Raw genomic sequence first — 20,787 nt, forward strand, 5'->3', positions numbered from 1 at the left:
GCACCCAAGTTGGCACTCATACGGAGCTTGTCGGCCCGTTTGGGGAGGAAGTAGGGAGCGGTGTGAAAACCGTCACAGCCTGTTCCCGGCCCTTGACGTGGCAGCGGTCCACCTCCCGCCAGGCCAGTTCGGCGTCCAGCTGGTGGCCGCAGGCGGCGCGGGTGCTGTCGGCCACCAGCAGGTCCACGCCCAGCTCGCGGGTCAGGGCTTCCAGGCGGGCGGCCAGGTTCACCGCGTCACCCACGGCGGTGTAGGTGCGCCGGCCCGGGGTGCCCAGGTCGCCCACGCAGACGACGCCGGTGGCCAGGCCGATGCCAAAGTGCACGCCGGGCAGGCCTTGGGCCGCCAGGTGGGCGTTGAGCGGGCCGGTGGCATGGGCCAGGGCCAGGGCGGCGCGCACCGCGCGGGGGGCGTGGTCGGGTTGGGCCTGGGGGGCACCCCAGAAGGCCATGGCGGCGTCGCCGATGAACTTGTCCAGCGTGCCGCCGTGGGCGTGGACGATCTCGGTGACGGTGCCGAAGTAGAGGTTGAGCAGCTCGCGCAGGGCCTGCGGCGCCAGGTGTTCGCTCAGGGTGGTGAAGCCGCGCAGGTCGCAGAACAGGATGGTCAGCTCGCGGTTGCTGGCTTCCAGCGCCTGGGTGTCGCCCCGGGCGGCCAGGGCGCGGGCGCGGGCCGGGGGCAGGTACTGCTCGAACAGGCGCTGCAGGCTTTGGCGTTGCTGCCATTCGCGCAGCAGGCGGTGGGTCAGCAGCAGCGCGGCATAGAGGGCCGACAGCGCGCCAGCGCTGACCAGGGGCAGCTGCAGGCCGGCGCCCTGTCGCCACGCCAGGTGTTGGCCCAGCAGCAGCGCGGCCACGGCGGCCAGGGCAGCCAGGGTGCGGGGCGGGCTGCCGCGGCGTGCGGCCCAGGCGGTGCCCAGCAGGGCCAGCAGGATCAGGGCAGCCTCATAGCCGGGAGCCCAGGCGGGGCGGTGGATCAGCGTGCCGTCCAGCAGCCCGGCCAGCATCAGGGCGTGGATCTCGACGCCGGGCAGGGCTGGGTTGACCGGGGTGGCGCGCAGGTCGGCCAGGCCGGGGGCGGAGCTGCCCAGCAGCACCAGCTGGCCCCGCAGGTGGCCCGCGGGCAGTTGGCCGGCGAGCACCTGGGCGGCGCTGAGGTAGCGGAAGCTGCCGCCGGCGGGGCCGCCGGGGCCTTGGTACGGCACCCGCCATTGGCCGTGCTCGTCCAGCTTGAGCCGCTGGGCCGGGTGCCCCGGGGAGGGGGCGAGTTGCAGGGCTTCCAGCACGGCGGGTTGACCGACGCCAGTGGGCTGCCACTGCGGCTGCACCGGGGGTTGGCCGCTGGCCAGCCAGGCCAGGGCCAGGGCCAGCGAGGGCCAGGCCTGGTGATCCAGCACCGCCACCGCGGGCACGGCGCGCACCAGGCCGTCGGCGTCGGGCACGACGTTGAAGAAGCCGCCGTGGGGCGCGGCGGCGGCCAGCGTTGGCGTGTTGGCGGCCAGACCGTTCCAGGCCGGCAGGCCGGCCGGGCGGGGGCCGGGTACGTTGAACAGGGCGCGCGGTGGCTGCCCGCTGCGCAGGCCGCCGCGGTCGCTGGTCAGGTAGAAGCCGGCCACCACCGGCGCGCTCTGCCAGGCTTGGGCCAGCGCGGTGTCCTGCGGCGTGGGTTCGGGAAAGACCAGGTCGATGCCCAGCGCGGCCACCTGCTGGCGCTGCAGCAGCTCGCGGCTGAGGGCGGCCAGGCGCTCGCGCGGCCAGGGCCAGTGGCCCACGGTCTGCAGGCTGGCCTCGTCCAGGTCGACGATGACGATGTCCGGATGCGGCGCCGAAGGGCGGGCGTGCTGTTGCTGCCAGTCATCGACCGCCAGCTCCAGGCGGGTCAGCAGGGCCAGCGGGGCCACCAGGGCGTGCCACAGCCCGAGCGCGGCCAGGGCCACGCCCGCCAGCGCAGCCAGGGCGCGCGGCCGCAGGGCCATCAGCCCTGGATGAATTGCATCTGCGTGCCGGCCAGTTCGATGACGTCGCCGTTCTTCAGCGGCATCACGCCGTCACCCAGTGGCGTGCCGTTCACGCTGGGGCGCAGGTCGCCTTCCACATGGGCCAGCACATAGCCGGTGGGGCGCTTGGCGATGGAGGCCACCTGGGTGCCGGGCTTGCCGACGGTGGTGACGGCCTTGGTCAGCAGCACCTCGCGGCCGGCGGCCGCACCGTTGAGCACCTTGATCGACGCCGGCAGCACCTGCACCGTGGGCAGCGGCGGGGGCGGCGGCTCCTTGGGCAGCAGGGTGCCGGGGCGCAGCACCATGGTCTTCTCGTAATCGGTCACCTCGTCGGCCAGGTACTTGATGCGGTACTTGCCGATCTCGATCACGTCGTTGGGGGCCAGCAGCTGCTTCTTGATGGCCTTGCCGTTGATGTAGGTGCCGTTGGTGCTGTTGAGGTCTTCGATGAAGACGTCATCGCCCACCGTCAGCAGCACGGCATGTTCGCCGCTCACGGCGAGGTTGTCGATGACGATGTCGTTGTAGGGGCGGCGTCCCAGCGTGGTCCGATCCTTCTGGATGGCCACTTCCTTGAGAACCACGTTGTCGAGTGAGACGACCAGCTTGCCCATGAATACCCTCGTGTTGCCCGCGTCCGGGCTTGTGTCGCGCCGCCTCCGGGGGAATGCGGCGGAATCCTGATGATCAGTGCAATTTGGCCAGGATGACGGAGATGTTATCCCGTCCGCCTGCAGCATTGGCGGCGTCCACCAAGGCCGCAGCCTGCTCGTCCAGTGTCTTGTTGATCTGCAACACGTGGGCCATCTGCGGGTCGGTGAGCATGTCGGACAGCCCGTCCGAGCACAACAGGATCACGTCACCCACCTCGACATCATGGGGGTGGACCTCAAGAACCACCTCGGGTTCGACCCCGACGGCGCGTGTCACCAGATTGCGGTGCAGCGCGTAGGCGGCCTCGGCCGGCGTGATCAGACCGGCGTCGATCTGCTCCTGCAGCAGCGAGTGATCACGGCTGAGCTGGGTCATCCGGCCGTTGCGCAGGCGATACGCTCGCGAATCCCCCAGGTGGCCGATCCAGACCCGGCTGCGCTCGAACAGCGCCGTCACCAGGGTGGTGCCCATGCCGGCGTAGGCCGGCACGGTGCTGGCCGCGGTGAAGACCTGGCGGTTGGCCTCCTGGGCCGCGTCGATCAGGGCCCGGGTCACGGCGCCATCGTCGGGCGCGGCGCTCAGGCCTTGCAGCCACTGGCGGAAGTGTTCGCGCATGGCCTTGACCGCCATGTCGCTGGCCACCTCGCCGGCGTTGTAGCCACCCATGCCGTCGGCCAGCAGGCACAGGCCCAGGCCGGCGTCGATCAGGACGGCATCTTCGTTGTTCTGGCGCGCGCGGCCGACGTCGAGCGCGCTGCTGTATTCAAGACGCAGTGACACGGGGCTCGATCCTGCTGTTGTTCTTGTGGATGTCGGCATTGTCGCGGGATGCGGGCAGGGTGAACCCGTCGCAAGCACGGGCAATGAGGCGCAATTCACGGGCCAGCGCATGGCCATCGGCGTGGCGGTCGGCGGGCGACTTGGCCATCATCCGTGCCAGCACATCGCCCAGCACCTCTGGCAGGTCGGGGCGCAGGCTGCGCAGCGGCGGGGCCGCTTCGCTGGCGATGGCGGCCAGGGTCTCGCCCATCGACGGCCGGTCGAAGGGGCGTTGGCCGGTCAGCAGCTCGAACAGCACGATGCCCAGCGCGTAGAGGTCGCAGCGGCCATCCAGCGGCACGCCACTGAGCTGTTCGGGGGCCATGTAGCAGGGGGTGCCCACCAGCAGGCCGCTCAGGCTGTAGCCATGGTCGTCCAGCCGGGCGCAGCCGAAGTCACCGACCTTGAGCGTGCCGCCCTCGGCCGGGTTGAACAGCAGGTTGCCGGGTTTGAGGTCGCGGTGCACCACGCCCTGGGCATGGGCGTAGGCCAGGGCCTCGGCCACCACGGCGCCCATGCGCAGCACCAGGCCTTCGGGCAGCAGGCGGCCGGGCTGGGTGTAGCGGGTCAGGTCGCTGCCGGGCACCCATTCCATGGCCAGCCAGCCGCAACGCTCGCCGTTCTGGGTCACGATGCCGGCGCCCAGCGTGTGGACGATCGCCGGGTGCTGCAGCCGGCCGGCGGCGGCGGCTTCGCGCAGGAAGTAGGTCGTCTGCTGGCCCTCGCGGAAGCGCACGACCTTCAGCGCGACGAGTTCATCGCTGCCGGCCACGCGGGCCTGGTAGAGCTCGCTTTGCGGGCCCTGGGCACAGGCGCGCAGGATGTGGAAGCCCTCGGTCGCGGCCGGCAGCACCGAGCTGTCGATCAGCGAGGAGGCGGGCTGGGTGCTGGGCACCGGCGTGGCCGCACCGGCCGGTGGGTCCGCGGGGGACGGCCGGCCCAGGAGGGTGCGCCAGAAGCGTGCCGCGCCGGCCATCGTTGTGCTTTCTCCCTGCGGTAGCTCGTCACATTATCACAGGGGGGCGCGGCGCTCGGGCGCTCAGGCGGCATGGGCCGACCGGGCTCTCTGGCGCCCCATCCACCAGCCGGCGGCCAGCACGCCAGCCACCACCACGGCCTGCACCAGCCAGCCGGCCCAGGGGCGCGGGTCCAGCACCGGGTCCAGCACCGGCTCGCCCACCATCATCTTGGCGGCCGTCCAGGCCAGCACGCCCGCGCCCAGGTAGGTGATGGACGGGAAGCGGTCCACCAGCTTGAGCACGATGCTGCTGCCCCAGACCACGATGGGCACGCTGATCAGCAGACCGATCACGACCAGGTCGAAAGCACCGTGTGCGGCGCCGGCCACGCCCAGCACGTTGTCCACGCCCATCAGCGCGTCGGCCACGATGATGGTCTTGAGCGCGCCCCACAGCGTGGTGGCGCTGCCGCCTTCGTGGCCTTCGCCACCGTCGCCCGGCACCAGCAGCTTGTAGGCGATCCACACCAGGCCCAGGCCGCCGACCAGCATCAGGCCGGGGACCTTCAGCAGCCAGACCACCACCATCGTCATCAGTGCGCGGATGCCGATGGCCCCGACCGTGCCCCAGACGATGGCCTTGCGCTGCAGGTGCGTGGGCAGGCTGCGGGCGGCCAGCGCGATGACGATGGCGTTGTCGCCGGCCAGGATCAGGTCGATCAGGACGATGGCCGCAAGGGCCGAGAACCATTCAGGGGAAAACAGCGGCATGTCGGTCTTTCGAGGTGTCGCAGGGATGTGGAGAACACCCTGGCGGACGGACGGGACATGCCGGGAGGAATGCCTTCGAACCGCCCGCCAGGGGGCGGGGTTCGAAGGTCTGGCTCGGCCACCGGATGGTGGCTGGCGGGCCGGAGGCTTGCGCCTCGTACTGACGACCCGACCGGAAGTGAGCTACTCCCCTTCAGGCCGCGAGTATGCCATGGCGGCCTGAAAACCTCACTGGCCGCGGGCCCGCAGGGTGCTCACCGTGCGGCCGATCACCAGCACCAGCAGCGCCCCGATGGCGCCGGCGGCGTAGTGCACCGCCGGGATCACCTCCACCGTGGCGCCGGCATGGCTGGCCGCCTGGGTGGGCAGGCGGTGCAGCAGCGACGGATCCGTCACCGCCATGCTGCCGGCAATCCAGCCCAGCAGCATGCCGCCCAGTGTGATGACGACCGGGAAGCGATCCATCAGCTTGATCACCAGCTGGCTGCCGCTGACGATGATGGGGATGCTGACCAGCAGGCCCAGGATGACCAGCGGCATCTGGTGCTGCCCGCCCACGGCCTGGGCGGCGCCGGCGATCGCGATCACGTTGTCCACGCTCATCACCAGGTCGGCCACGATGACGGTCTTGACCGCGCCCCAGAGCTTGTCGCTGCCTTCGATCTTGCCGTGCTCGTCCTCTTCATCCGGGGCCAGCAGCTTGACACCGATCCACACCAGCAGCGCGGCGCCGGCCAGCTTCAGATAGGGAATGGCCAGCAGTGTGAGGGCGAAGAAGATCAGCACCACGCGCAGCGCGATGGCGCCGGCCGTGCCCCAGAGAATGCCCTTGAGGCGTTGATGTTCGGGCAGTTTGCGGCAGGCCAGGGCGATGACGACGGCGTTGTCGCCGCCCAGCAGGATGTCGATCAGGATGATCTGGCCCACCCCCAGCCAGAAGGGCAGATGCAGCAGGGATTCCAATTCCATTGGGTTGGTGCGTGTCGTGGGTGAAACAGTGGCCACGGGTGTGGCTGCCAATCCAACAGTGTAGGCGCCCATGAAAAAGGCCGCCCGAAGGCGGCCTGGGGATGGCAACGGGCCGTGCTTACAGCAGGGCCTTCAGCAGCTTGCCCATCTCGGACGGGTTGCGGGTCACCTTGAAACCGCACTCTTCCATGATGGCCAGCTTGGCGTCCGCCGTGTCGGCGCCACCGGAGATCAGCGCACCTGCGTGGCCCATGCGCTTGCCCGGAGGGGCGGTGACCCCGGCGATGAAGCCGACGATCGGCTTCTTCATGTTGGCCTTGCACCAGCGGGCGGCTTCGGCCTCGTCCGGGCCGCCGATCTCGCCGATCATGATGACCGCGTCGGTGTCCGGATCGTCGTTGAAGGCCTTCATCACGTCGATGTGCTTCAGGCCGTTGATCGGGTCGCCGCCGATGCCCACGCCAGTGGATTGGCCCAGGCCGATCTCGGTCAGCTGCGCCACGGCTTCATAGGTCAGCGTGCCCGAGCGGGACACGACGCCGATGCGGCCCTTGCGGTGGATGTGGCCCGGCATGATGCCGATCTTGATTTCTTCCGGGGTGATCAGGCCGGGGCAGTTCGGGCCCAGCAGCAGGGTCTTCTTGCCACCGGCGGCCTCCTTGGCCTTCATCTTGTTGCGCACCATCAGCATGTCGCGCACGGGGATGCCTTCGGTGATGCAGATCGCCAGGTCCAGGTCGGCTTCGACGGCTTCCCAGATCGCGTCGGCGGCGCCGGCGGGCGGCACGTAGATCACCGAGACGGTGGCGCCGGTCTGGCTGGCGGCCTCCTTGACGGTGGCGTAGATGGGGATGTCGGAGAACTTCTCACCGGCCTTCTTCGGGTTCACGCCGGCGACGAAACAGTTCTTGCCGTTGGCATAGGCCTGGCAGCCCAGGGTGTGGAACTGGCCGGTCTTGCCGGTGATCCCCTGGGTGATGACCTTGGTGTCCTTGTTGATGTAGATCGACATGACTAGATTCCTTCTGGGCGTGCTTACTTGACGGCGGCCACGATCTTGGTGGAGGCGTCGGCCATGGTGTCGGCCGAGATGATGGGCAGGCCGGATTCGGCCAGCATCTTCTTGCCCAGTTCTTCGTTGGTGCCCTTCATGCGCACGACCAGCGGCACGCTCAGGTTCACGGCCTTGCAGGCCGCGATCACGCCTTCGGCGATGGTGTCGCAGCGCATGATGCCGCCGAAGATGTTCACCAGAATGCCCTTGACCTTGGGGTTCTTGAGCATCAGCTTGAAGGCTTCGGTGACCTTCTCGGTGGTGGCGCCGCCGCCCACGTCCAGGAAGTTGGCCGGCTCGCCGCCGAACAGCTTGATGGTGTCCATCGTCGCCATGGCCAGGCCGGCGCCGTTGACCAGGCAGCCGATGTTGCCGTCCAGGCTGATGTAGGCCAGGTCGAACTTGGAGGCCTCGACTTCGGCCGGATCCTCTTCGTCCAGGTCGCGGTAGGCCACGATCTCGGGGTGACGGAACAGCGCGTTCGCGTCGAAGTTGAACTTGGCGTCCAGCGCGATCAGGTTGCCCTTGCTGTCACGGTTGAGCGGGTTGATCTCGACCAGCGAGGCATCCGTCTCCATGTAGCAGCGGTACAGGTTCTTGAACAGCGTGACGGCCTGGTCGACCGTGTGGCCTTCCATGCCGATGGCCTGGGCCACCTTGGCCGCTTGCGCGTCGGTCAGGCCGACCAGCGGGTCGATGTATTCGGTGACGATCTTCTCGGGCGTCGAGTGGGCGACTTCCTCGATGTCCATGCCGCCCTCGGAGGAGGCGATCAGCGCCACCTTCTGGGTGCCACGGTCCGTCACCAGGGAGACGTAGAACTCCTTCTGGATGTCGGCGCCTTCTTCGATGTAGAGGCGGCGGACCTTCTGGCCTTCCGGGCCGGTCTGGTGCGTGACCAGCTGCATGCCCAGGATCTGCTCGGAGAGCTTCTTCACGTCGTCCAGGGTCTTGGCGACCTTGACGCCACCGCCCTTGCCACGGCCACCGGCGTGGATCTGGGCCTTCACCACCCACACCGGGCCGCCCAGCTTCTGGGCAGCTTCCACCGCCTCTTGCACGTTGAAGGCCGGAATGCCCTTGGGCACCGGGACGTCGAACTGGCGCAGGATTTCCTTGCCTTGGTATTCGTGAATCTTCATGGGTGGTCTTTTCGTGAGTTCAGGACGAAAGAGAGGAGCGGAATCCGCGGCCAGCACATCGACGAATGGGCTGACGGCATCTTCAGGGGCGCCATTCTGCAGGACGGTCGGGCCAACTTTCTGGCCAAAACCCCCAAGGTGCTCGGAGCATCAGCCGCAGCGCTTGCAGTCGACTGACAAAGCCCGGCGCACCAGGGAAAGCCCTGATTCAGGCAGCTTTTAAGGCAGCCTATGACCGTAGCATGGCGTGCTGCACTGCAGCAGCGGGGAAACCCTTGGTGACGGGTCAGAACAGGTCGTCGTCGGCGCTGCCGCCCAGAACCTTGCGCACCACCTCCCCGCTGAACCCGCGGGCGGCCAGAAAGCGCATCTGCCGCGCGCGTTCGCTGGCGTCGGCCGGCAGGTGGTCGAAGCGCTTGCGCCAGACGTCGCGGGCGCGCTGCACCTCTGTCTGCCGCAGGCTCTGCACGGTCTCGGCATCCAGGCTGACGCCGTGGCGGGCCAGGTCCTGCCGCAGCCGGGCCAGGCCCTGGCGCGGCGCCCGGCTGTTCAGCCGGCTTTCGATGAAGCGTTCATCGCTCTGGTAGCGCTGGGTCTGCAGCCAGTCGAGCACGGCATCGACTTCGGCCAGCAGCGCCTCGGTGGCGGCCGACCGGCTGGCGCGGTCTTCGGTCACCACCGCCGGTGGGGCGATGGCGGCGTCCGGTGCTTCACCGAACGGGTCCCCCTCCCAACCACTGCCCCAGCCACTCGGCGGCGCGGTGGCCTCGGCCTCGAAGGCGGCGCGCTTGCGGGCATGGGCCAGCAGCTTGGTGCGCAGCTCGGCCCGGCTGTGCTCGCGCCGGGACTGCAGGGCCAGGGCCTGCGCCTTGAGACTGAGCGGAGCGCGTTTCATGGGCTGGATGTGCCACCGGGCGGCCTGGGCCGCCCGGTGGCAGGGGGACGAGAACTGCGGTTTACGCGCCGCTGGCTTCGGCGGCAGCCGGCGCAGCCGAAGCCGCGGCCGGATTGAGCAGCGGCACGTCCAGCGCGGCGCGCACCTTGTTCTCGATCTCGCGGGCCAGCTCGGGGTTCTCGCGCAGGAACTCGCGGCAGTTGTCCTTGCCCTGGCCGATCTTCTCGCCGTTGTACGAATACCAGGCGCCGGCCTTGTCGACCACCTTGGCCTGGACGCCCAGGTCGATGATCTCGCCCTCGCGGCTCACGCCTTCGCCGTAGAGGATGTCGAACTCGGCCTCGCGGAAGGGCGGGCTGACCTTGTTCTTGACCACCTTGACGCGGGTCTCGTTGCCAATGACTTCCTCACCGCGCTTGATGGAGCCGATGCGGCGGATGTCCAGCCGCACCGAGGCGTAGAACTTCAGCGCATTGCCGCCGGTGGTGGTCTCGGGGCTGCCGAACATCACGCCGATCTTCATGCGGATCTGGTTGATGAAGACGACCGTGCAGTTGGACTTCTTGATGGTGGCGGTCAGCTTGCGCAGCGCCTGGCTCATCAGACGGGCTTGCAGGCCGGGCAGCTGGTCGCCCATCTCGCCTTCGATTTCGGCCTTGGGGGTCAGCGCCGCCACCGAGTCGATGATGATCAGGTCGACGGCGCCGGAGCGCACCAGCGAGTCGACGATCTCCAGGGCCTGCTCGCCGGTGTCGGGTTGGCTGATCAGCAGGTCTTGCAGGTTGACGCCCAGCTTCTGGGCGTACTGCACGTCCAGCGCATGTTCGGCGTCGATGAAGGCCGCCACACCGCCGAGCTTCTGCATCTCGGCCACGACCTGCAGGGTCAGCGTGGTCTTGCCGGAGGATTCGGGGCCGTAGATCTCGATCACGCGGCCGCGGGGCAGGCCACCCACGCCCAGGGCCACGTCCAGGCCCAGCGAGCCGGTGGACACCACCTGGATGTCCTCGGGCTTTTCATCCACCCCCAGGCGCATGATGGAGCCCTTGCCGAACTGTTTTTCGATCTGCGACAGCGCGGCCTGCAGGGCCTTGGCCTTGTCGGGGTTCAGGTTGGTGACAGGGGCGTTCATGCAAATCTCCTCAGATGGCAGCCATTATGGCAGAGGCTGGATATTCGTACAGTACTTTTTGAGGAGGGCGATGGTGAGCAGGGTTGTCCTGCGCGGGGCGGCGTGGGTGGCTGCCTAAAATCCCCCTCAGGAGAGAGATCATGCGTATCCTGATTGCCGAAGATGACCAGGTGCTGGCGGACGGCCTGTTGCGTTCGCTGCGCGGAACGGGCTATGCGGTCGATCAGGTCGGTACCGGCTCCGAGGCAGATGCCGCGCTGGCGGCGCACGAGTTCGATCTCGTGATCCTGGACCTGGGCCTGCCCAAGCTGCACGGGCTGGAGGTGCTGCGGCGCATGCGCGCGCGGGGTTGCGCCACGCCGGTGCTGATCCTCACCGCGGCCGATTCGGTCGAGCAGCGGGTCAAGGGCCTGGACCTGGGCGCTGACGATTTCATGGCCAAGCCTTTCTCGCTGCAGGAGCTGGAGGCGCGGGTGCGCGCCCTGACCCGGCGCGGGCTGGGCACGGCCTCCAGCATCATCAAGCACGGGCCGCTGTCCTTCGATGCCACCGGCCGCGTGGCCTACCTGAACGACCAGATGATCGACCTCTCGGCGCGCGAGATCAGCCTGCTGGAGGTGTTGTTGCAGCGGGCTGGGCGGCTGGTCAGCAAGGACCAGCTGGTGGCCCGTCTGTGCGAGTGGGGCGAAGAGGTGAGCAACAACGCCATCGAGGTCTACATCCACCGCCTGCGCAAGAAGATCGAGCATGGCCCGGTGCGCATCGCCACGGTGCGCGGGCTGGGCTACTGCCTGGAAAAGATTCCCGGTTGAGCGCCCGCCACGGTGCCAGCGCGGCGTCAGCCGGCTCCCCTAGGCTGCGCCCACCATGAAGTTGCTCACGTCCGCCCGTCCCGCCAGCGCCCCGCGCGAGCAGCGTTCGCTGTTCGGCGAGATCCTGGATTGGATGCTGGCGCCACTGCTGCTGCTGTGGCCCATGAGCGTTGCGCTGACCTGGCTGGTGGCGCAGAACATCGCCGCCCGTCCGTACGACCGCGATCTGGGGCAGTTGGCGCGGGTGGTGTCGCGTCAGATCGCGGCCGAGCTGGCCGTTCACCCGGAGGAGCTGCCGGCCCGTCTGCCCGAATCCACTGCGGTGCTGCTGCGCAGCGACGAGGTGGACAGGGTGTACTTCCAGGTGCTGGATGCGCAGGGCCGCCTGCTGGCCGGCGACGGCGAGATCCCGGTGCCGCTGGGGGAGCCTTCGCCGCTGGGCGAGTTGGTCTGGCGTGACGCCGAGGTGTTCAGCGAGCCGGTCCGGGTGGTGGCGGTGCGGCCCACCTTGCCGGAAGGGGTGGTTTCGCCGATCGCGCTGGTGCAGGTGGCGGAGACCCTGGGCAAGCGCTCGCGCCTGGCCACCGAGATCATCAAGGGCGTGATCCTGCCGCAGTTCGTGATCCTGCCGGTGGCGGTGCTGCTGGTGTGGTTCGCGCTGGCGCGCGGCATTGCGCCGCTCAACGAGTTGCAGCAGCGCATCCGCCGCCGCGAGAGCCACGACCTCAGCCCGATCGATGAGCTGGAGGCGCCCGAGGAAGTGGCGCCGCTGGTGCGCTCCATCAACGACCTGCTGGCCCGGCTGGACCAGTCGGTCGGGGCGCAGAAGCACTTCCTGGCCGATGCGGCGCACCAGCTCAAGACGCCGCTGGCCGGGCTGCGCATGCAGGCCGAGCTGGCCCAGCGCGAGATCGATGCCGGCGGCGACACCCGCACCGTGCGGCGTTCGCTGGAGCAGATCGCGCTGTCCAGCCAGCGCGCGGCGCACATGGTCAATCAGCTGCTGTCGATGGCCCGGGCCGAGGACGAGGAGCAGGCGCGGCGTCAGCAGCCCTTCGACCTGGCCGAGATCGCCACCGAGACGGTGCAGGACTTCGTGCCCAAGGCGCTGGAAAAGCGCATCGACCTGGGCTACGAAGGGCCGGCGCCGGGCGAGCCGATGCTGCCGCTGGTGGGCCAGCCGCTGCTGGTGCGCGAGCTGGTGCGCAACCTGGTGGACAACGCCTTGCAGTACACCCCGGCCGAGGGCACGGTGACCGTGCGCGTGGTGCCCGACCCCTTCGGCCAGGTGGTGGCGCTGCAGGTGGAGGACAACGGCCCGGGCATCCCGGCGGCCGAGCGCGAGCAGGTGTTCCAGCCCTTCTACCGCGCCCTGGGGACCGATGTGGACGGCAGCGGCCTGGGCCTGGCCATCGTCAAGGAGATTGCCGAACGGCATGGCGCGACGGTGGACATCGACACCGCCCGCGGCGGTGCGCCGGTGCCGCCGGGCGAGCGGCCCGGCACCTTGTTCACGGTGCGCTTTCCGGTGCTGCCGCCCGCCTGAGGGCGGCCCACGCAGACCCTCAGGTCTGGATGATGCGGCGGCTCTTGGCGATGGACATCAGCATGCCCAGCGCCAGGCCCAGCGTCACCATCGCGGTGCCGCCGTAGCTGATGAAGGGCAGCGGGATGCCCACCACCGGCAGGATGCCGCTGACCATGCCCATGTTCACCATCGCGTAGGTGAAGAAGCTCATCGTCAGCGCGCCCGCCAGCAGCCGCGAGAACACGGTGGGCGCCTGGTTGGCGATCACCAGCCCGCGGGCGATCACGAAGGTGAAGGCGCCGATCAGCGCCAGCGCGCCGATCAGCCCGAACTCTTCGGCGAAGGCGGCGAACACGAAGTCGGTCGTGCGTTCGGGGATGAACTCCAGGTGGGTCTGCGTGCCCTGCATGAAGCCCTTGCCGGTGACGCCACCCGAGCCGATCGCGATCATGCCCTGGATGATGTGAAAGCCCTTGCCCAGCGGGTCGGTGGTCGGGTCCAGCAGGGTGCAGACGCGGTGCTTCTGGTACTCGCGCAGCAGCGGCCAGGTCACGTCGTCCTGGCAGATGGCGTCGGCCGACAGCACGATGGCGGTGACCGCGACCGCGCCGGCCAAGAGCACCGGCAGGATCAGCTTCCATGACAGGCCGGCGAAGTAGATCACGTACAGCCCGCCCGAGAGGATCAGGATCGCGGTGCCCAGGTCCGGCTGTTTGACCACCAGGCCCACCGGCACCAGCAGCAGCAGCCCGGCCACCACGAAGTCCAGCGGGCGCAGCTGGCCCTCGCGTTTCTGGAACCACCAGGCCAGCATCAGCGGCATGGCGATCTTCATCAGCTCGCTGGGCTGGATGACCACGCCCACGTTGAGCCAGCGGGTGGCGCCCTTCTTGGTGATGCCGAACAGCGCGGTGGCCACCAGCAGGGCCAGCCCCAGGCTGTAGAGCGGCACCGCCAGCTGGGCCAGGCGTTGTGGCGGCACCTGGGCCACGATGAACAGGATGCCCAGGCCCAGCAGCATGTTGCGGCCGTGGTCGCCAAAACGGTTCCCGTTGTCATAGCCGGCCGAGTACATCGTGACCAGGCCCATCGCGCCCAGCACCAGCAGCCCGGCCAGCAGCGGCAGGTCGAAGCCGCCGAAGATGGGCAGCAACCGGCGCCACAGCGAGGGACGTTCGTAGACGACGCTCATCGGGAGGCTCCTGAGGACATGGGGGCCGCCGGGTGCCGTGGCCCGGCGGCGGCCGAGGGCGCCGCCGCGCTGGCCGCGGCCGACGCGGGTGTCGAGGCCGCCAGCGCGGCATCAGGGGCGCCCGCCAGCCCCAGCGGCAGGTCCACCGGGTTGGTGCTGGGCAGGGGCACGTCCACCGCGCGGCGCGGCGTGCCCACCGGCGGGCCGCTGGCCTTGCCCTCGCGCACCAGGGCGATGTCTTCCTCGCTCGGGTACTGGCCCTGCAGCACGTAGTCCAGCACGCGGCGGGCGATCGGCGCTGCGGCGGCCGCGCCCCAGCCGGCGTTCTCGACGATCAAGGCCAGGGCGACCCGTGGGTTGTCGCGCGGTGCGAAGGCGATGTAGAGCGAGTGGTCGCGCTGGTGTTCGACCACCCGGGCGGCACTGTACTTCTCGTTGCCCCGCATCGTGACGGCCTGGGCCGTGCCGGTCTTGCCGCCGCTGATGTACGGGGCGCCGGCAAAGACCCGCGACGAGGTGCCGGCCTGGGCCACGCCCACCATCGCGTCCAGCACCAGCGCGACGTCCTGCGGCTTGAGCGGCAGCGGCGGCAGGGCCTTGGACGAGACGATGCGCTTCTCGTGGGTGACCAGGTCCTCGACCTCGCGCACCAGCCGGGGCTCGAAACGCTGGCCGCCGGAGCTGAGCGTGGCCATGGCCGTGGCCAGCTGGGTCATCGTGAAGTTGTTGTAGCCCTGGCCGATGCCCAGCGACACCGTCTCGCCGGGGTACCACTTCTTCTGCTCGGGGCGCTTGTAGGTGCGCCGTTTCCAATCGGTGGAGGGCAGCACGCCGGTGACCTCGCCCTCCAGGTCGATGCCGGTCTTGCGGCCGAAGCCGAAGGGTTCGAGCTGGTCGTGGATCAGGTCCACGCCCATCTCCACCGCCAGGCTGTAGAAGTAGACGTTCGACGAGGTGACGATGGCCAGCCGCATGTCCTTGGGGCCGGCTCGGTCGGTTTCCGGGCTGCCGAAGGTGTGGCCGCCGAAGGTGTAGCTCAGGTTGTCCTGGATCACCAGATGCGGGTCGCGCTTGCCGGTGGTGAGTGCCGCCACCGCCATGTAGGGCTTGAAGGTGGAGCCCGGCGGGTAGGTGCCGCGCAGCGCGCGGTTGAGCAGCGGCTTGTCGATCGATTCGTTCAGCTCGCGCCAGCTGTCGAAGTCGATGCCATCGACGAACAGGTTGGGGTCGAAGGTGGGCTTGGAAACGAAGGCCAGCACTTCGCCATTGCGCGGGTCGATGGCCACCAGCGCGCCGCGGCGGTTGCCGTAGAGCTGTTCCACCAGGTTCTGCAGCTTGATGTCGATCGACAGGTGCAGCTCGTTGCCCGGCGTCGGGGGGTGGCTGTTCAGGCGCCGCACGGCGCGGCCGCTGGCGGCGGTCTCCACCTCCTCGTAGCCCGTCTGGCCGTGCAGCTCGGCCTCGTAGGCCTGCTCCAGCCCCAGCTTGCCGATGTACTCGGTGCCGCGGTAGTTGGCCTGGCGGTCTTCGTCCCAGTCCTCCATCGCGGTCTTCTCGGCCTGGTTGATGCGGCCGATGTAGCCCAGCAGGTGGCTGGCCGTGTCGCCCAGCGGGTAGTTGCGGAACAGCCGGGCCTTGATGTCCACGCCGGGGAAGCGGAAGCGCTGCGCCAGGAAACGGGCCACCTCCTCGTCGGTCAGCTTGGTGCGGATGGGCAGGCTCTCGAAGCTCTTGCCCTCCTCCATCGCCCGCTTGAAGCGCTTGCGGTCGCGCGGCTGGATGTCGATCAGCTGGGCCAGCTGGCCGATCGTCTCTTCCAGGTTGGCCACCTTGGAGGGGGTGATCTCCAGCGTGTAGGCGGTGTAGTTGTTGGCCAGCACCACGCCGTTGCGGTCCAGGATGCGGCCGCGCTGCGGCACGATGGGCAGCACCGCGATGCGGTTGGCCTCGGCCCGGGTGGAGAGTTCGGCGTGCCGCGCCACCTGCAGCACCACCAGCCGGGTGATCAGCAGCCCGAAGCACAGCAGCACGAAGGCGGCCGCCGCGATCGAGCGGAAGCGGAAGCGCTCCAGTTCCCGCTGGATGTTGCGCAACTCGGTCATGCGGTCACCCGGGTCACAGCGGGCGGTTCTTGTCGGGGTCCGGCGGGCGGCGCTGCGGGGCCAGCAGCACCGCGCTGGCCACCGGCCACAGCAGGGTTTCGGCCAGCGGGGCGATCAGGAAGCTCCAGCCGGGCAGGCCGTCGCCGGCCACCAGGCGCACCAGCAGCGTCACCAGCGCGCCCAGGAAGAAAGCGGGCGCTACCTGCGGCATCTGGCCCGAGGGGCCGAACCACAGGGCCCGGCGGTGGATGGCGATGCCGAAGAAGCTCTGCAGGCTGTAGGCCAGCGCATGCTGGCCCAGCAGCGAGCCGTGGTGCACGTCGATCAGCAGGCCGAGCACGAAGGCGGTCGTGATGCCGACCCGGCGGGGCTGGTGCACGCTCCAGAACACCAGCACCAGGGCCAGGAAGTCGGGCATCCAGGGCAGCGGGCCCAGGGGCAGCAGGTTCAGCACCAGGGCCACCAGCAGCGAGGTCCACAGGAACCAGGGGTTGACGGGCAGCAGCAGCTGGTCCGCCGCGCGCGGCATGATGCTCATTTCGGCGCGCTCCCGAACTCGTTGGCACTGGCGGCGGAGGCGGCCGAGGCCGCGGCGCTGGCGGCGGCCACCGCGGCGGCCACGGCCGTGTCGGCCTGGGTGTTGACCGGGCCCAGCAGCAGCACGAAGCGCAGGCCGCCGGTCTTGGCTGCCGGTGTCAGGCTGATGTGGGCGAAGCCGCCTTCGCCCTGGCGGTTGACGCTGTTCACCTTGGCCACCGGCACGCCGGCGGGGTAGAGGCCGTCGATGCCGCTGGTCAGCAGCAGGTCACCGGGCTTCACATCGTCGTTGGTGGCCACGAAACGCAGTTCCATCTGGGCCTCGTCCCCGGTGCCGAAGGCGGCGCTGCGGTGCTGGGTGCGGGCGTTCAGCACCGGGATGGTCGCGTCCCGGTCGGCCAGCAGCGTCACCTCCGAGGACAGCAGGTAGGTGCGGGTGACCTGGCCGAGGATGCCGTGCTCGTTCATCACCGGCGCCCCGGCCACCACGCCCTGGCGGGTGCCGCGGTCGATGAAGATCTTGTGCACATAGGGGTCGGGGGCCTCGTACAGCACCTCGGCCACCTGGCTGTGCGGCGGTACGGCCGGCCGCAGGTCCAGCAGGGCGCGCAGCTGCGCGTTCTCCTGCGCCAGGCGGTCGGCGCGGGTGGCCTGTTCGGCCTGGGCCGTCAGCTGGTGTTGCAAGGCCTCGTTGCGGGCCAGGGCCTGGCGCAGGCCGCCCACGTAGTCGGCGCTGCCCGCGGCCAGCTCCACCGGCAGGCCCACGGCCTGCACGACGGGCACCAGCGCCGTGGCCAGCCCGTTGCGCAGGGGCTGGATCAGGGCAAAACGGTGATCTGCGGCCATCAGGAAGATGGCCAGGGCCGCCGCCAGCAGCAGCCTCGACAGGGCCGAGGGGCCCTGGTGGAAGAACGGCGGCGGGTTGCGGTCGAGCGTGCCGAGCGGCATGGGTGTCGTCCCGGGGCGCGCCAGGCGCCCGCCGAAGTCTTATTCCGAGGTGAAGATCGAGCCCAGGCGTTCCATGCTCTCGAGCGCCATGCCGCAGCCGCGCACCACGCAGGTCAGCGGGTCCTCGGCCACCAGCACGGGCAGGCCGGTTTCCTCGGCCAGCAGGCGATCCAGGTCCCGCAGCAGCGCGCCGCCGCCGGTCAGCATCATGCCGCGCTCGGCGATGTCGGCGCCCAGTTCCGGCGGGGTCTGTTCCAGCGCGTTCTTCACGGCCGAGACGATCTGGTTGAGCGGGTCGGTCAGGGCTTCCAGGATCTCGTTGGACGAGATGGTGAAGCTGCGCGGCACGCCTTCGGAGAGGTTGCGGCCCTTGACCTCCATCTCCTTGACCTCGGAGCCGGGGAAGGCGCTGCCGATGCTCTTCTTGATCGCTTCAGCGGTGGGCTCGCCGATCAGCATGCCGTAGTTGCGGCGGATGTAGTTGATGATGGCCTCGTCGAACTTGTCGCCGCCGACGCGCACCGAGCCCTTGTAGACCATGCCGCCCAGCGAGATCACGCCGACCTCGGTGGTGCCGCCGCCGATGTCGATCACCATCGAGCCGGAGGCTTCGGACACCGGCAGGCCCGCGCCGATCGCGGCGGCCATCGGTTCCTCGATCAGGTGCACCTCGGAGGCGCCTGCCCCCAGGGCGGCGTCGCGGATGGCGCGCTTTTCCACCTGGGTGGAGCCGCAGGGCACGCAGATGATGATGCGCGGGCTGGGCTTGAGCACCGAGCGCGGATGCACCATCTTGATGAACTGCTTGATCATCTGCTCGGTGATCACGAAGTCGGCGATCACGCCGTCCTTCATGGGCCGGATGGCCTCGATGTTGCCGGGCACCTTGCCCAGCATGGCCTTGGCCTCGTGGCCGACGGCCTGGATGACCTTCTTGCCGTTGGGGCCGCCTTCGTGGCGGATGGAGACAACGGAGGGCTCATCGAGCACGATGCCCTTGCCCCGGACGTAGATCAGGGTGTTGGCGGTGCCGAGGTCGATCGCGAGATCGGTGGAAACGTAGCGACGCAGGGAGGCGAACATGGGGGGCTCAGTTCTGGCTGGGCAGGCGGGCCGGCGACAGGCGCACGGCGAGGTCGGCCACTGTCACGGTCTGGCGAAAGACCCGGAGCTGGTGGCAGACCGTGATGCGCATGAAGTGGAAAGTGGCGGGAACGAAACAGGGGCAGGCGGCCTGGGCGGTTCCGGGGAACCGGTGGCGGCATCTGCCTCAACGGACGAAAAAAAGCTCTGGAAAGGGCGCTGTCAACAGGGCTACACGATCCAGCGGCCGGCCAGGGACTGCAAGGCATCCGCAGGGGTGTAGATAACCGGAGATAATACCCCAAAGCCCCCCTGACACTGGGGGGCTCCTGCCCTTTGGTGGGGCTTCGGCGGCATTGGTTCCGCCCTTCGAATCGACTTGAAACACCCATGGCCCTGACCCCTGCGGACGTGAGCCGCATTGCCGAGCTGGCACGCCTGGAACTCTCCGGCGCCGAGGCCGACGCAATGCTGGTCCAGCTCAACGATTTCTTCGGCATCGTCGAACAGATGAGCGCCGTCGACACCTCTGGTGTCGAACCTTTGTACACCCCGCTGTCGGCGGTGATGGACGTGCAGCTGCGCCTGCGCGAGGACGCCGTCACCGAAGGCAATGACCGTGAGCGCAACCAGCGCAGCGCCCCGGCCGTCGAGGGCGGCCTGTTCCTCGTGCCCAAGGTGATCGAATGAGCGCGGACCTGCACACCCTGGGCGTGGCCGCCGCCGCCCGCGCCCTGGCCGACAAGACCGTCTCCAGCGTCGAGCTGACCCAGGCCCTGCTGGCCCGGGCCGAGGCCCATGCCGCGCTGGGCGCCTTCCTGCACCTGGACCGTGACGGCGCCCTGGCCGCCGCCCAGGCCGCCGATGCCGCCCGCGCCGCCGGCCAGGCCGGCGTGCTGACCGGCGTGCCGCTGGCGCACAAGGACATCTTCGTCACCACCGATGCCCCGACCACCGCTGGCTCCAAGATGCTGGCGGGCTACCAGAGCCCCTTCGACGCCACCGTGGTGGCGCGGCTGAAGGCGGCCGGCACGGTCAGCCTGGGCAAGCTCAACTGTGACGAGTTCGCGATGGGCTCGGCCAACGAGAACTCGGCCTACAGCCCGGTGCAGAACCCCTGGGACCGCAGCCGGGTGCCCGGCGGCTCCTCCGGCGGCTCGGCCGCCGCGGTGGCGGCGCGCCTGGTGCCGGCGGCCACCGGCACCGACACCGGCGGCTCGATCCGCCAGCCGGCCAGCTTCTCGGGCCTGACCGGCATCAAGCCCACCTATGGCGTCTGCAGCCGCTACGGCATGATCGCCTTCGCCTCCAGCCTGGACCAGGCCGGCCCGATGGCCCGCTCGGCCGAGGACTGCGCGCTGCTGCTGTCGGCCATGAGCGGCTTCGACGAGCGCGACAGCACCAGCGCCCAGCGCCCGCCGCAGGATTTCCATGCCCAAATGCTGGCCCCGCGCGAGGGCGCCAGCGCCGCCAAGCCGCTGCAGGGCCTGCGCATCGGCCTGCCCAAGGAGTTCTTCCCGACGGCCCTGGCCGCGGACGTGGACGGCGCGGTGCGTGCCGCCCTGGCCCAGCTGGAGTCCCTGGGCGCCACGCTGGTGGAGGTCAGCCTGCCGCGCACCGAGCTGTCCATCCCGGTGTACTACATCATTGCCCCGGCCGAGGCCAGTTCCAACCTGAGCCGCTTCGACGGCGTCAAGTTCGGGCACCGCGCGGCGCAGTACACCGACCTGCTGGACATGTACAAGAAGACCCGGGCCGAAGGCTTTGGCCCCGAGGTCAAGCGTCGGATCATGATCGGCACCTATGTGCTCTCGCACGGCTACTACGACGCCTACTACCTGCAGGCGCAAAAGCTGCGCCGCATGATCGCCGACGACTTCCAGCGCTGCTTCCAGCAGTGCGACGTCATCGCCGGCCCGGTGGCACCGACGGTGGCCTGGCAGATCGGCGCCCAGGGCGACGACCCGCTGCAGGCCTATCTGGCCGACATCTTCACGCTGCCCGCCAGCCTGGCCGGCCTGCCCGGCATGAGCGTGCCGGCCGGCTTTGGCGCCCACGGCATGCCGGTGGGCCTGCAGCTGATCGGCAACTACTTCCAGGAAGGCACTCTGCTGCAGGCCGCGCACGCGCTGCAGCAGGTGACCGACCACCACCTCCGCACCCCGGAGGGTTACCTGTGAGCCCCCTGGCTT

19 protein-coding genes are annotated in these 20,787 nt (G+C 69.4%); 4 read left to right on the forward strand and 15 right to left on the reverse strand.

The window, feature by feature from the left end:
- Positions 1-16: 16 nt before the first annotated feature.
- The 10 genes from KGA65_RS01460 to recA form a co-directional block, all read right to left on the reverse strand.
- The gene (locus KGA65_RS01460) at positions 17-1,975 is read right to left on the reverse strand and encodes a CHASE2 domain-containing protein (protein ID WP_225861365.1); all 1,959 of its coding nucleotides are present in this window, start codon (positions 1,973-1,975) and stop codon (positions 17-19) included.
- A complete protein-coding gene (locus tag KGA65_RS01465; protein WP_225861366.1) occupies positions 1,975-2,613 on the reverse strand; it encodes an FHA domain-containing protein in 639 nt (212 codons plus the stop codon). The genes KGA65_RS01460 and KGA65_RS01465 overlap by 1 nt, the downstream gene beginning before the upstream one ends.
- A 73-nt stretch (positions 2,614-2,686) precedes the next feature.
- Positions 2,687-3,433: a Stp1/IreP family PP2C-type Ser/Thr phosphatase gene (locus KGA65_RS01470; RefSeq protein WP_310740924.1), complete on the reverse strand. Its 747-nt coding sequence runs from the start codon at positions 3,431-3,433 to the stop codon at positions 2,687-2,689.
- Positions 3,417-4,448 (reverse strand): serine/threonine-protein kinase, encoded by a 1,032-nt coding sequence (locus KGA65_RS01475; protein ID WP_225861367.1) that lies wholly within the window; start codon positions 4,446-4,448, stop codon positions 3,417-3,419. Before KGA65_RS01475 ends, KGA65_RS01470 begins: the two co-directional genes overlap by 17 nt.
- A gap of 63 nt (positions 4,449-4,511) precedes the next feature.
- Positions 4,512-5,201: a TerC family protein gene (locus KGA65_RS01480; protein WP_225861368.1), complete on the reverse strand. Its 690-nt coding sequence runs from the start codon at positions 5,199-5,201 to the stop codon at positions 4,512-4,514.
- Between the two features lie 228 nt (positions 5,202-5,429).
- The gene (locus tag KGA65_RS01485) at positions 5,430-6,170 is read right to left on the reverse strand and encodes a TerC family protein (protein ID WP_225861369.1); all 741 of its coding nucleotides are present in this window, start codon (positions 6,168-6,170) and stop codon (positions 5,430-5,432) included.
- A 118-nt stretch (positions 6,171-6,288) separates the two neighbouring features.
- Positions 6,289-7,182, reverse strand: a complete 894-nt coding sequence (gene sucD, locus KGA65_RS01490) for a succinate--CoA ligase subunit alpha (protein WP_225861370.1) — start codon at positions 7,180-7,182, stop codon at positions 6,289-6,291.
- Between the two features lie 23 nt (positions 7,183-7,205).
- Positions 7,206-8,366 carry an ADP-forming succinate--CoA ligase subunit beta gene (sucC, locus tag KGA65_RS01495; protein ID WP_225861371.1) on the reverse strand — a complete coding sequence of 387 codons (1,161 nt, stop codon included), beginning with the start codon at positions 8,364-8,366 and terminating at the stop codon, positions 7,206-7,208.
- Positions 8,367-8,652: 286 nt separating this feature from the next.
- Positions 8,653-9,261, reverse strand: a complete 609-nt coding sequence (locus KGA65_RS01500) for a regulatory protein RecX (RefSeq protein WP_310740925.1) — start codon at positions 9,259-9,261, stop codon at positions 8,653-8,655.
- A gap of 61 nt (positions 9,262-9,322) precedes the next feature.
- A complete protein-coding gene (gene recA / locus KGA65_RS01510; RefSeq protein WP_225861372.1) occupies positions 9,323-10,393 on the reverse strand; it encodes a recombinase RecA in 1,071 nt (356 codons plus the stop codon).
- 140 nt (positions 10,394-10,533) lie between these two features.
- Here recA and KGA65_RS01515 point away from each other — a divergent pair, with 140 nt between their 5' ends.
- Both KGA65_RS01515 and KGA65_RS01520 read left to right on the forward strand, forming a co-directional pair.
- Complete coding sequence (locus KGA65_RS01515; protein ID WP_225861373.1) at positions 10,534-11,205, forward strand: response regulator; 672 nt, start codon at positions 10,534-10,536, stop codon at positions 11,203-11,205.
- A gap of 55 nt (positions 11,206-11,260) precedes the next feature.
- Entirely contained in the window at positions 11,261-12,751 is a 1,491-nt protein-coding gene (locus KGA65_RS01520) for a sensor histidine kinase (RefSeq protein ID WP_225861374.1), read from the forward strand.
- Between the two features lie 19 nt (positions 12,752-12,770).
- Here KGA65_RS01520 and rodA read toward each other — a convergent pair whose 3' ends face one another.
- The 5 genes from rodA to KGA65_RS01545 are packed head-to-tail and all read right to left on the reverse strand — an operon-like array spanning position 12,771 to position 18,595.
- The gene (gene rodA / locus KGA65_RS01525; RefSeq protein ID WP_225861375.1) at positions 12,771-13,925 is read right to left on the reverse strand and encodes a rod shape-determining protein RodA; all 1,155 of its coding nucleotides are present in this window, start codon (positions 13,923-13,925) and stop codon (positions 12,771-12,773) included.
- Positions 13,922-16,027, reverse strand: coding sequence for a penicillin-binding protein 2 (gene mrdA / locus KGA65_RS01530; RefSeq protein ID WP_225861376.1), 2,106 nt, complete (start codon positions 16,025-16,027; stop codon positions 13,922-13,924). Before mrdA ends, rodA begins: the two co-directional genes overlap by 4 nt.
- 13 nt (positions 16,028-16,040) lie before the next feature.
- Complete coding sequence (mreD, locus tag KGA65_RS01535; protein ID WP_225861377.1) at positions 16,041-16,565, reverse strand: rod shape-determining protein MreD; 525 nt, start codon at positions 16,563-16,565, stop codon at positions 16,041-16,043.
- Positions 16,562-17,512, reverse strand: coding sequence for a rod shape-determining protein MreC (gene mreC / locus KGA65_RS01540; protein WP_225861378.1), 951 nt, complete (start codon positions 17,510-17,512; stop codon positions 16,562-16,564). Before mreC ends, mreD begins: the two co-directional genes overlap by 4 nt.
- A 39-nt stretch (positions 17,513-17,551) precedes the next feature.
- Positions 17,552-18,595 carry a rod shape-determining protein gene (locus KGA65_RS01545; RefSeq protein WP_022979182.1) on the reverse strand — a complete coding sequence of 348 codons (1,044 nt, stop codon included), beginning with the start codon at positions 18,593-18,595 and terminating at the stop codon, positions 17,552-17,554.
- A gap of 390 nt (positions 18,596-18,985) precedes the next feature.
- Between KGA65_RS01545 and gatC the strand changes: the two genes are divergently transcribed.
- Together gatC and gatA are read left to right on the forward strand one after the other, a co-directional pair.
- Positions 18,986-19,285 carry an Asp-tRNA(Asn)/Glu-tRNA(Gln) amidotransferase subunit GatC gene (gatC, locus tag KGA65_RS01550; protein ID WP_225861379.1) on the forward strand — a complete coding sequence of 100 codons (300 nt, stop codon included), beginning with the start codon at positions 18,986-18,988 and terminating at the stop codon, positions 19,283-19,285.
- Complete coding sequence (gatA, locus tag KGA65_RS01555; protein ID WP_225861380.1) at positions 19,282-20,775, forward strand: Asp-tRNA(Asn)/Glu-tRNA(Gln) amidotransferase subunit GatA; 1,494 nt, start codon at positions 19,282-19,284, stop codon at positions 20,773-20,775. The genes gatC and gatA overlap by 4 nt, the downstream gene beginning before the upstream one ends.
- Positions 20,776-20,787: the final 12 nt, after the last annotated feature.

The sequence above is a fragment of the Ideonella benzenivorans genome (assembly GCF_020387415.1).
Lineage (GTDB): Bacteria > Pseudomonadota > Gammaproteobacteria > Burkholderiales > Burkholderiaceae_C > Ideonella > Ideonella benzenivorans.

Coding starts and splice junctions, on each gene's coding strand:
- KGA65_RS01500 (WP_310740925.1), bottom strand. CDS start 9,261: ATGAAACGCGCTCCGCTCAGTCTCAAGGCGCAGGCCCTGGCCCTGCAG.
- gatC (WP_225861379.1), top strand. CDS start 18,986: ATGGCCCTGACCCCTGCGGACGTGAGCCGCATTGCCGAGCTGGCACGC.
- recA (WP_225861372.1), bottom strand. CDS start 10,393: ATGAACGCCCCTGTCACCAACCTGAACCCCGACAAGGCCAAGGCCCTG.
- rodA (WP_225861375.1), bottom strand. CDS start 13,925: ATGAGCGTCGTCTACGAACGTCCCTCGCTGTGGCGCCGGTTGCTGCCC.
- KGA65_RS01460 (WP_225861365.1), bottom strand. CDS start 1,975: ATGGCCCTGCGGCCGCGCGCCCTGGCTGCGCTGGCGGGCGTGGCCCTG.
- KGA65_RS01515 (WP_225861373.1), top strand. CDS start 10,534: ATGCGTATCCTGATTGCCGAAGATGACCAGGTGCTGGCGGACGGCCTG.
- sucC (WP_225861371.1), bottom strand. CDS start 8,366: ATGAAGATTCACGAATACCAAGGCAAGGAAATCCTGCGCCAGTTCGAC.
- KGA65_RS01475 (WP_225861367.1), bottom strand. CDS start 4,448: ATGGCCGGCGCGGCACGCTTCTGGCGCACCCTCCTGGGCCGGCCGTCC.
- gatA (WP_225861380.1), top strand. CDS start 19,282: ATGAGCGCGGACCTGCACACCCTGGGCGTGGCCGCCGCCGCCCGCGCC.
- KGA65_RS01545 (WP_022979182.1), bottom strand. CDS start 18,595: ATGTTCGCCTCCCTGCGTCGCTACGTTTCCACCGATCTCGCGATCGAC.
- KGA65_RS01465 (WP_225861366.1), bottom strand. CDS start 2,613: ATGGGCAAGCTGGTCGTCTCACTCGACAACGTGGTTCTCAAGGAAGTG.
- KGA65_RS01520 (WP_225861374.1), top strand. CDS start 11,261: ATGAAGTTGCTCACGTCCGCCCGTCCCGCCAGCGCCCCGCGCGAGCAG.
- mrdA (WP_225861376.1), bottom strand. CDS start 16,027: ATGACCGAGTTGCGCAACATCCAGCGGGAACTGGAGCGCTTCCGCTTC.
- KGA65_RS01480 (WP_225861368.1), bottom strand. CDS start 5,201: ATGCCGCTGTTTTCCCCTGAATGGTTCTCGGCCCTTGCGGCCATCGTC.
- sucD (WP_225861370.1), bottom strand. CDS start 7,182: ATGTCGATCTACATCAACAAGGACACCAAGGTCATCACCCAGGGGATC.
- mreD (WP_225861377.1), bottom strand. CDS start 16,565: ATGAGCATCATGCCGCGCGCGGCGGACCAGCTGCTGCTGCCCGTCAAC.
- mreC (WP_225861378.1), bottom strand. CDS start 17,512: ATGCCGCTCGGCACGCTCGACCGCAACCCGCCGCCGTTCTTCCACCAG.
- KGA65_RS01485 (WP_225861369.1), bottom strand. CDS start 6,170: ATGGAATTGGAATCCCTGCTGCATCTGCCCTTCTGGCTGGGGGTGGGC.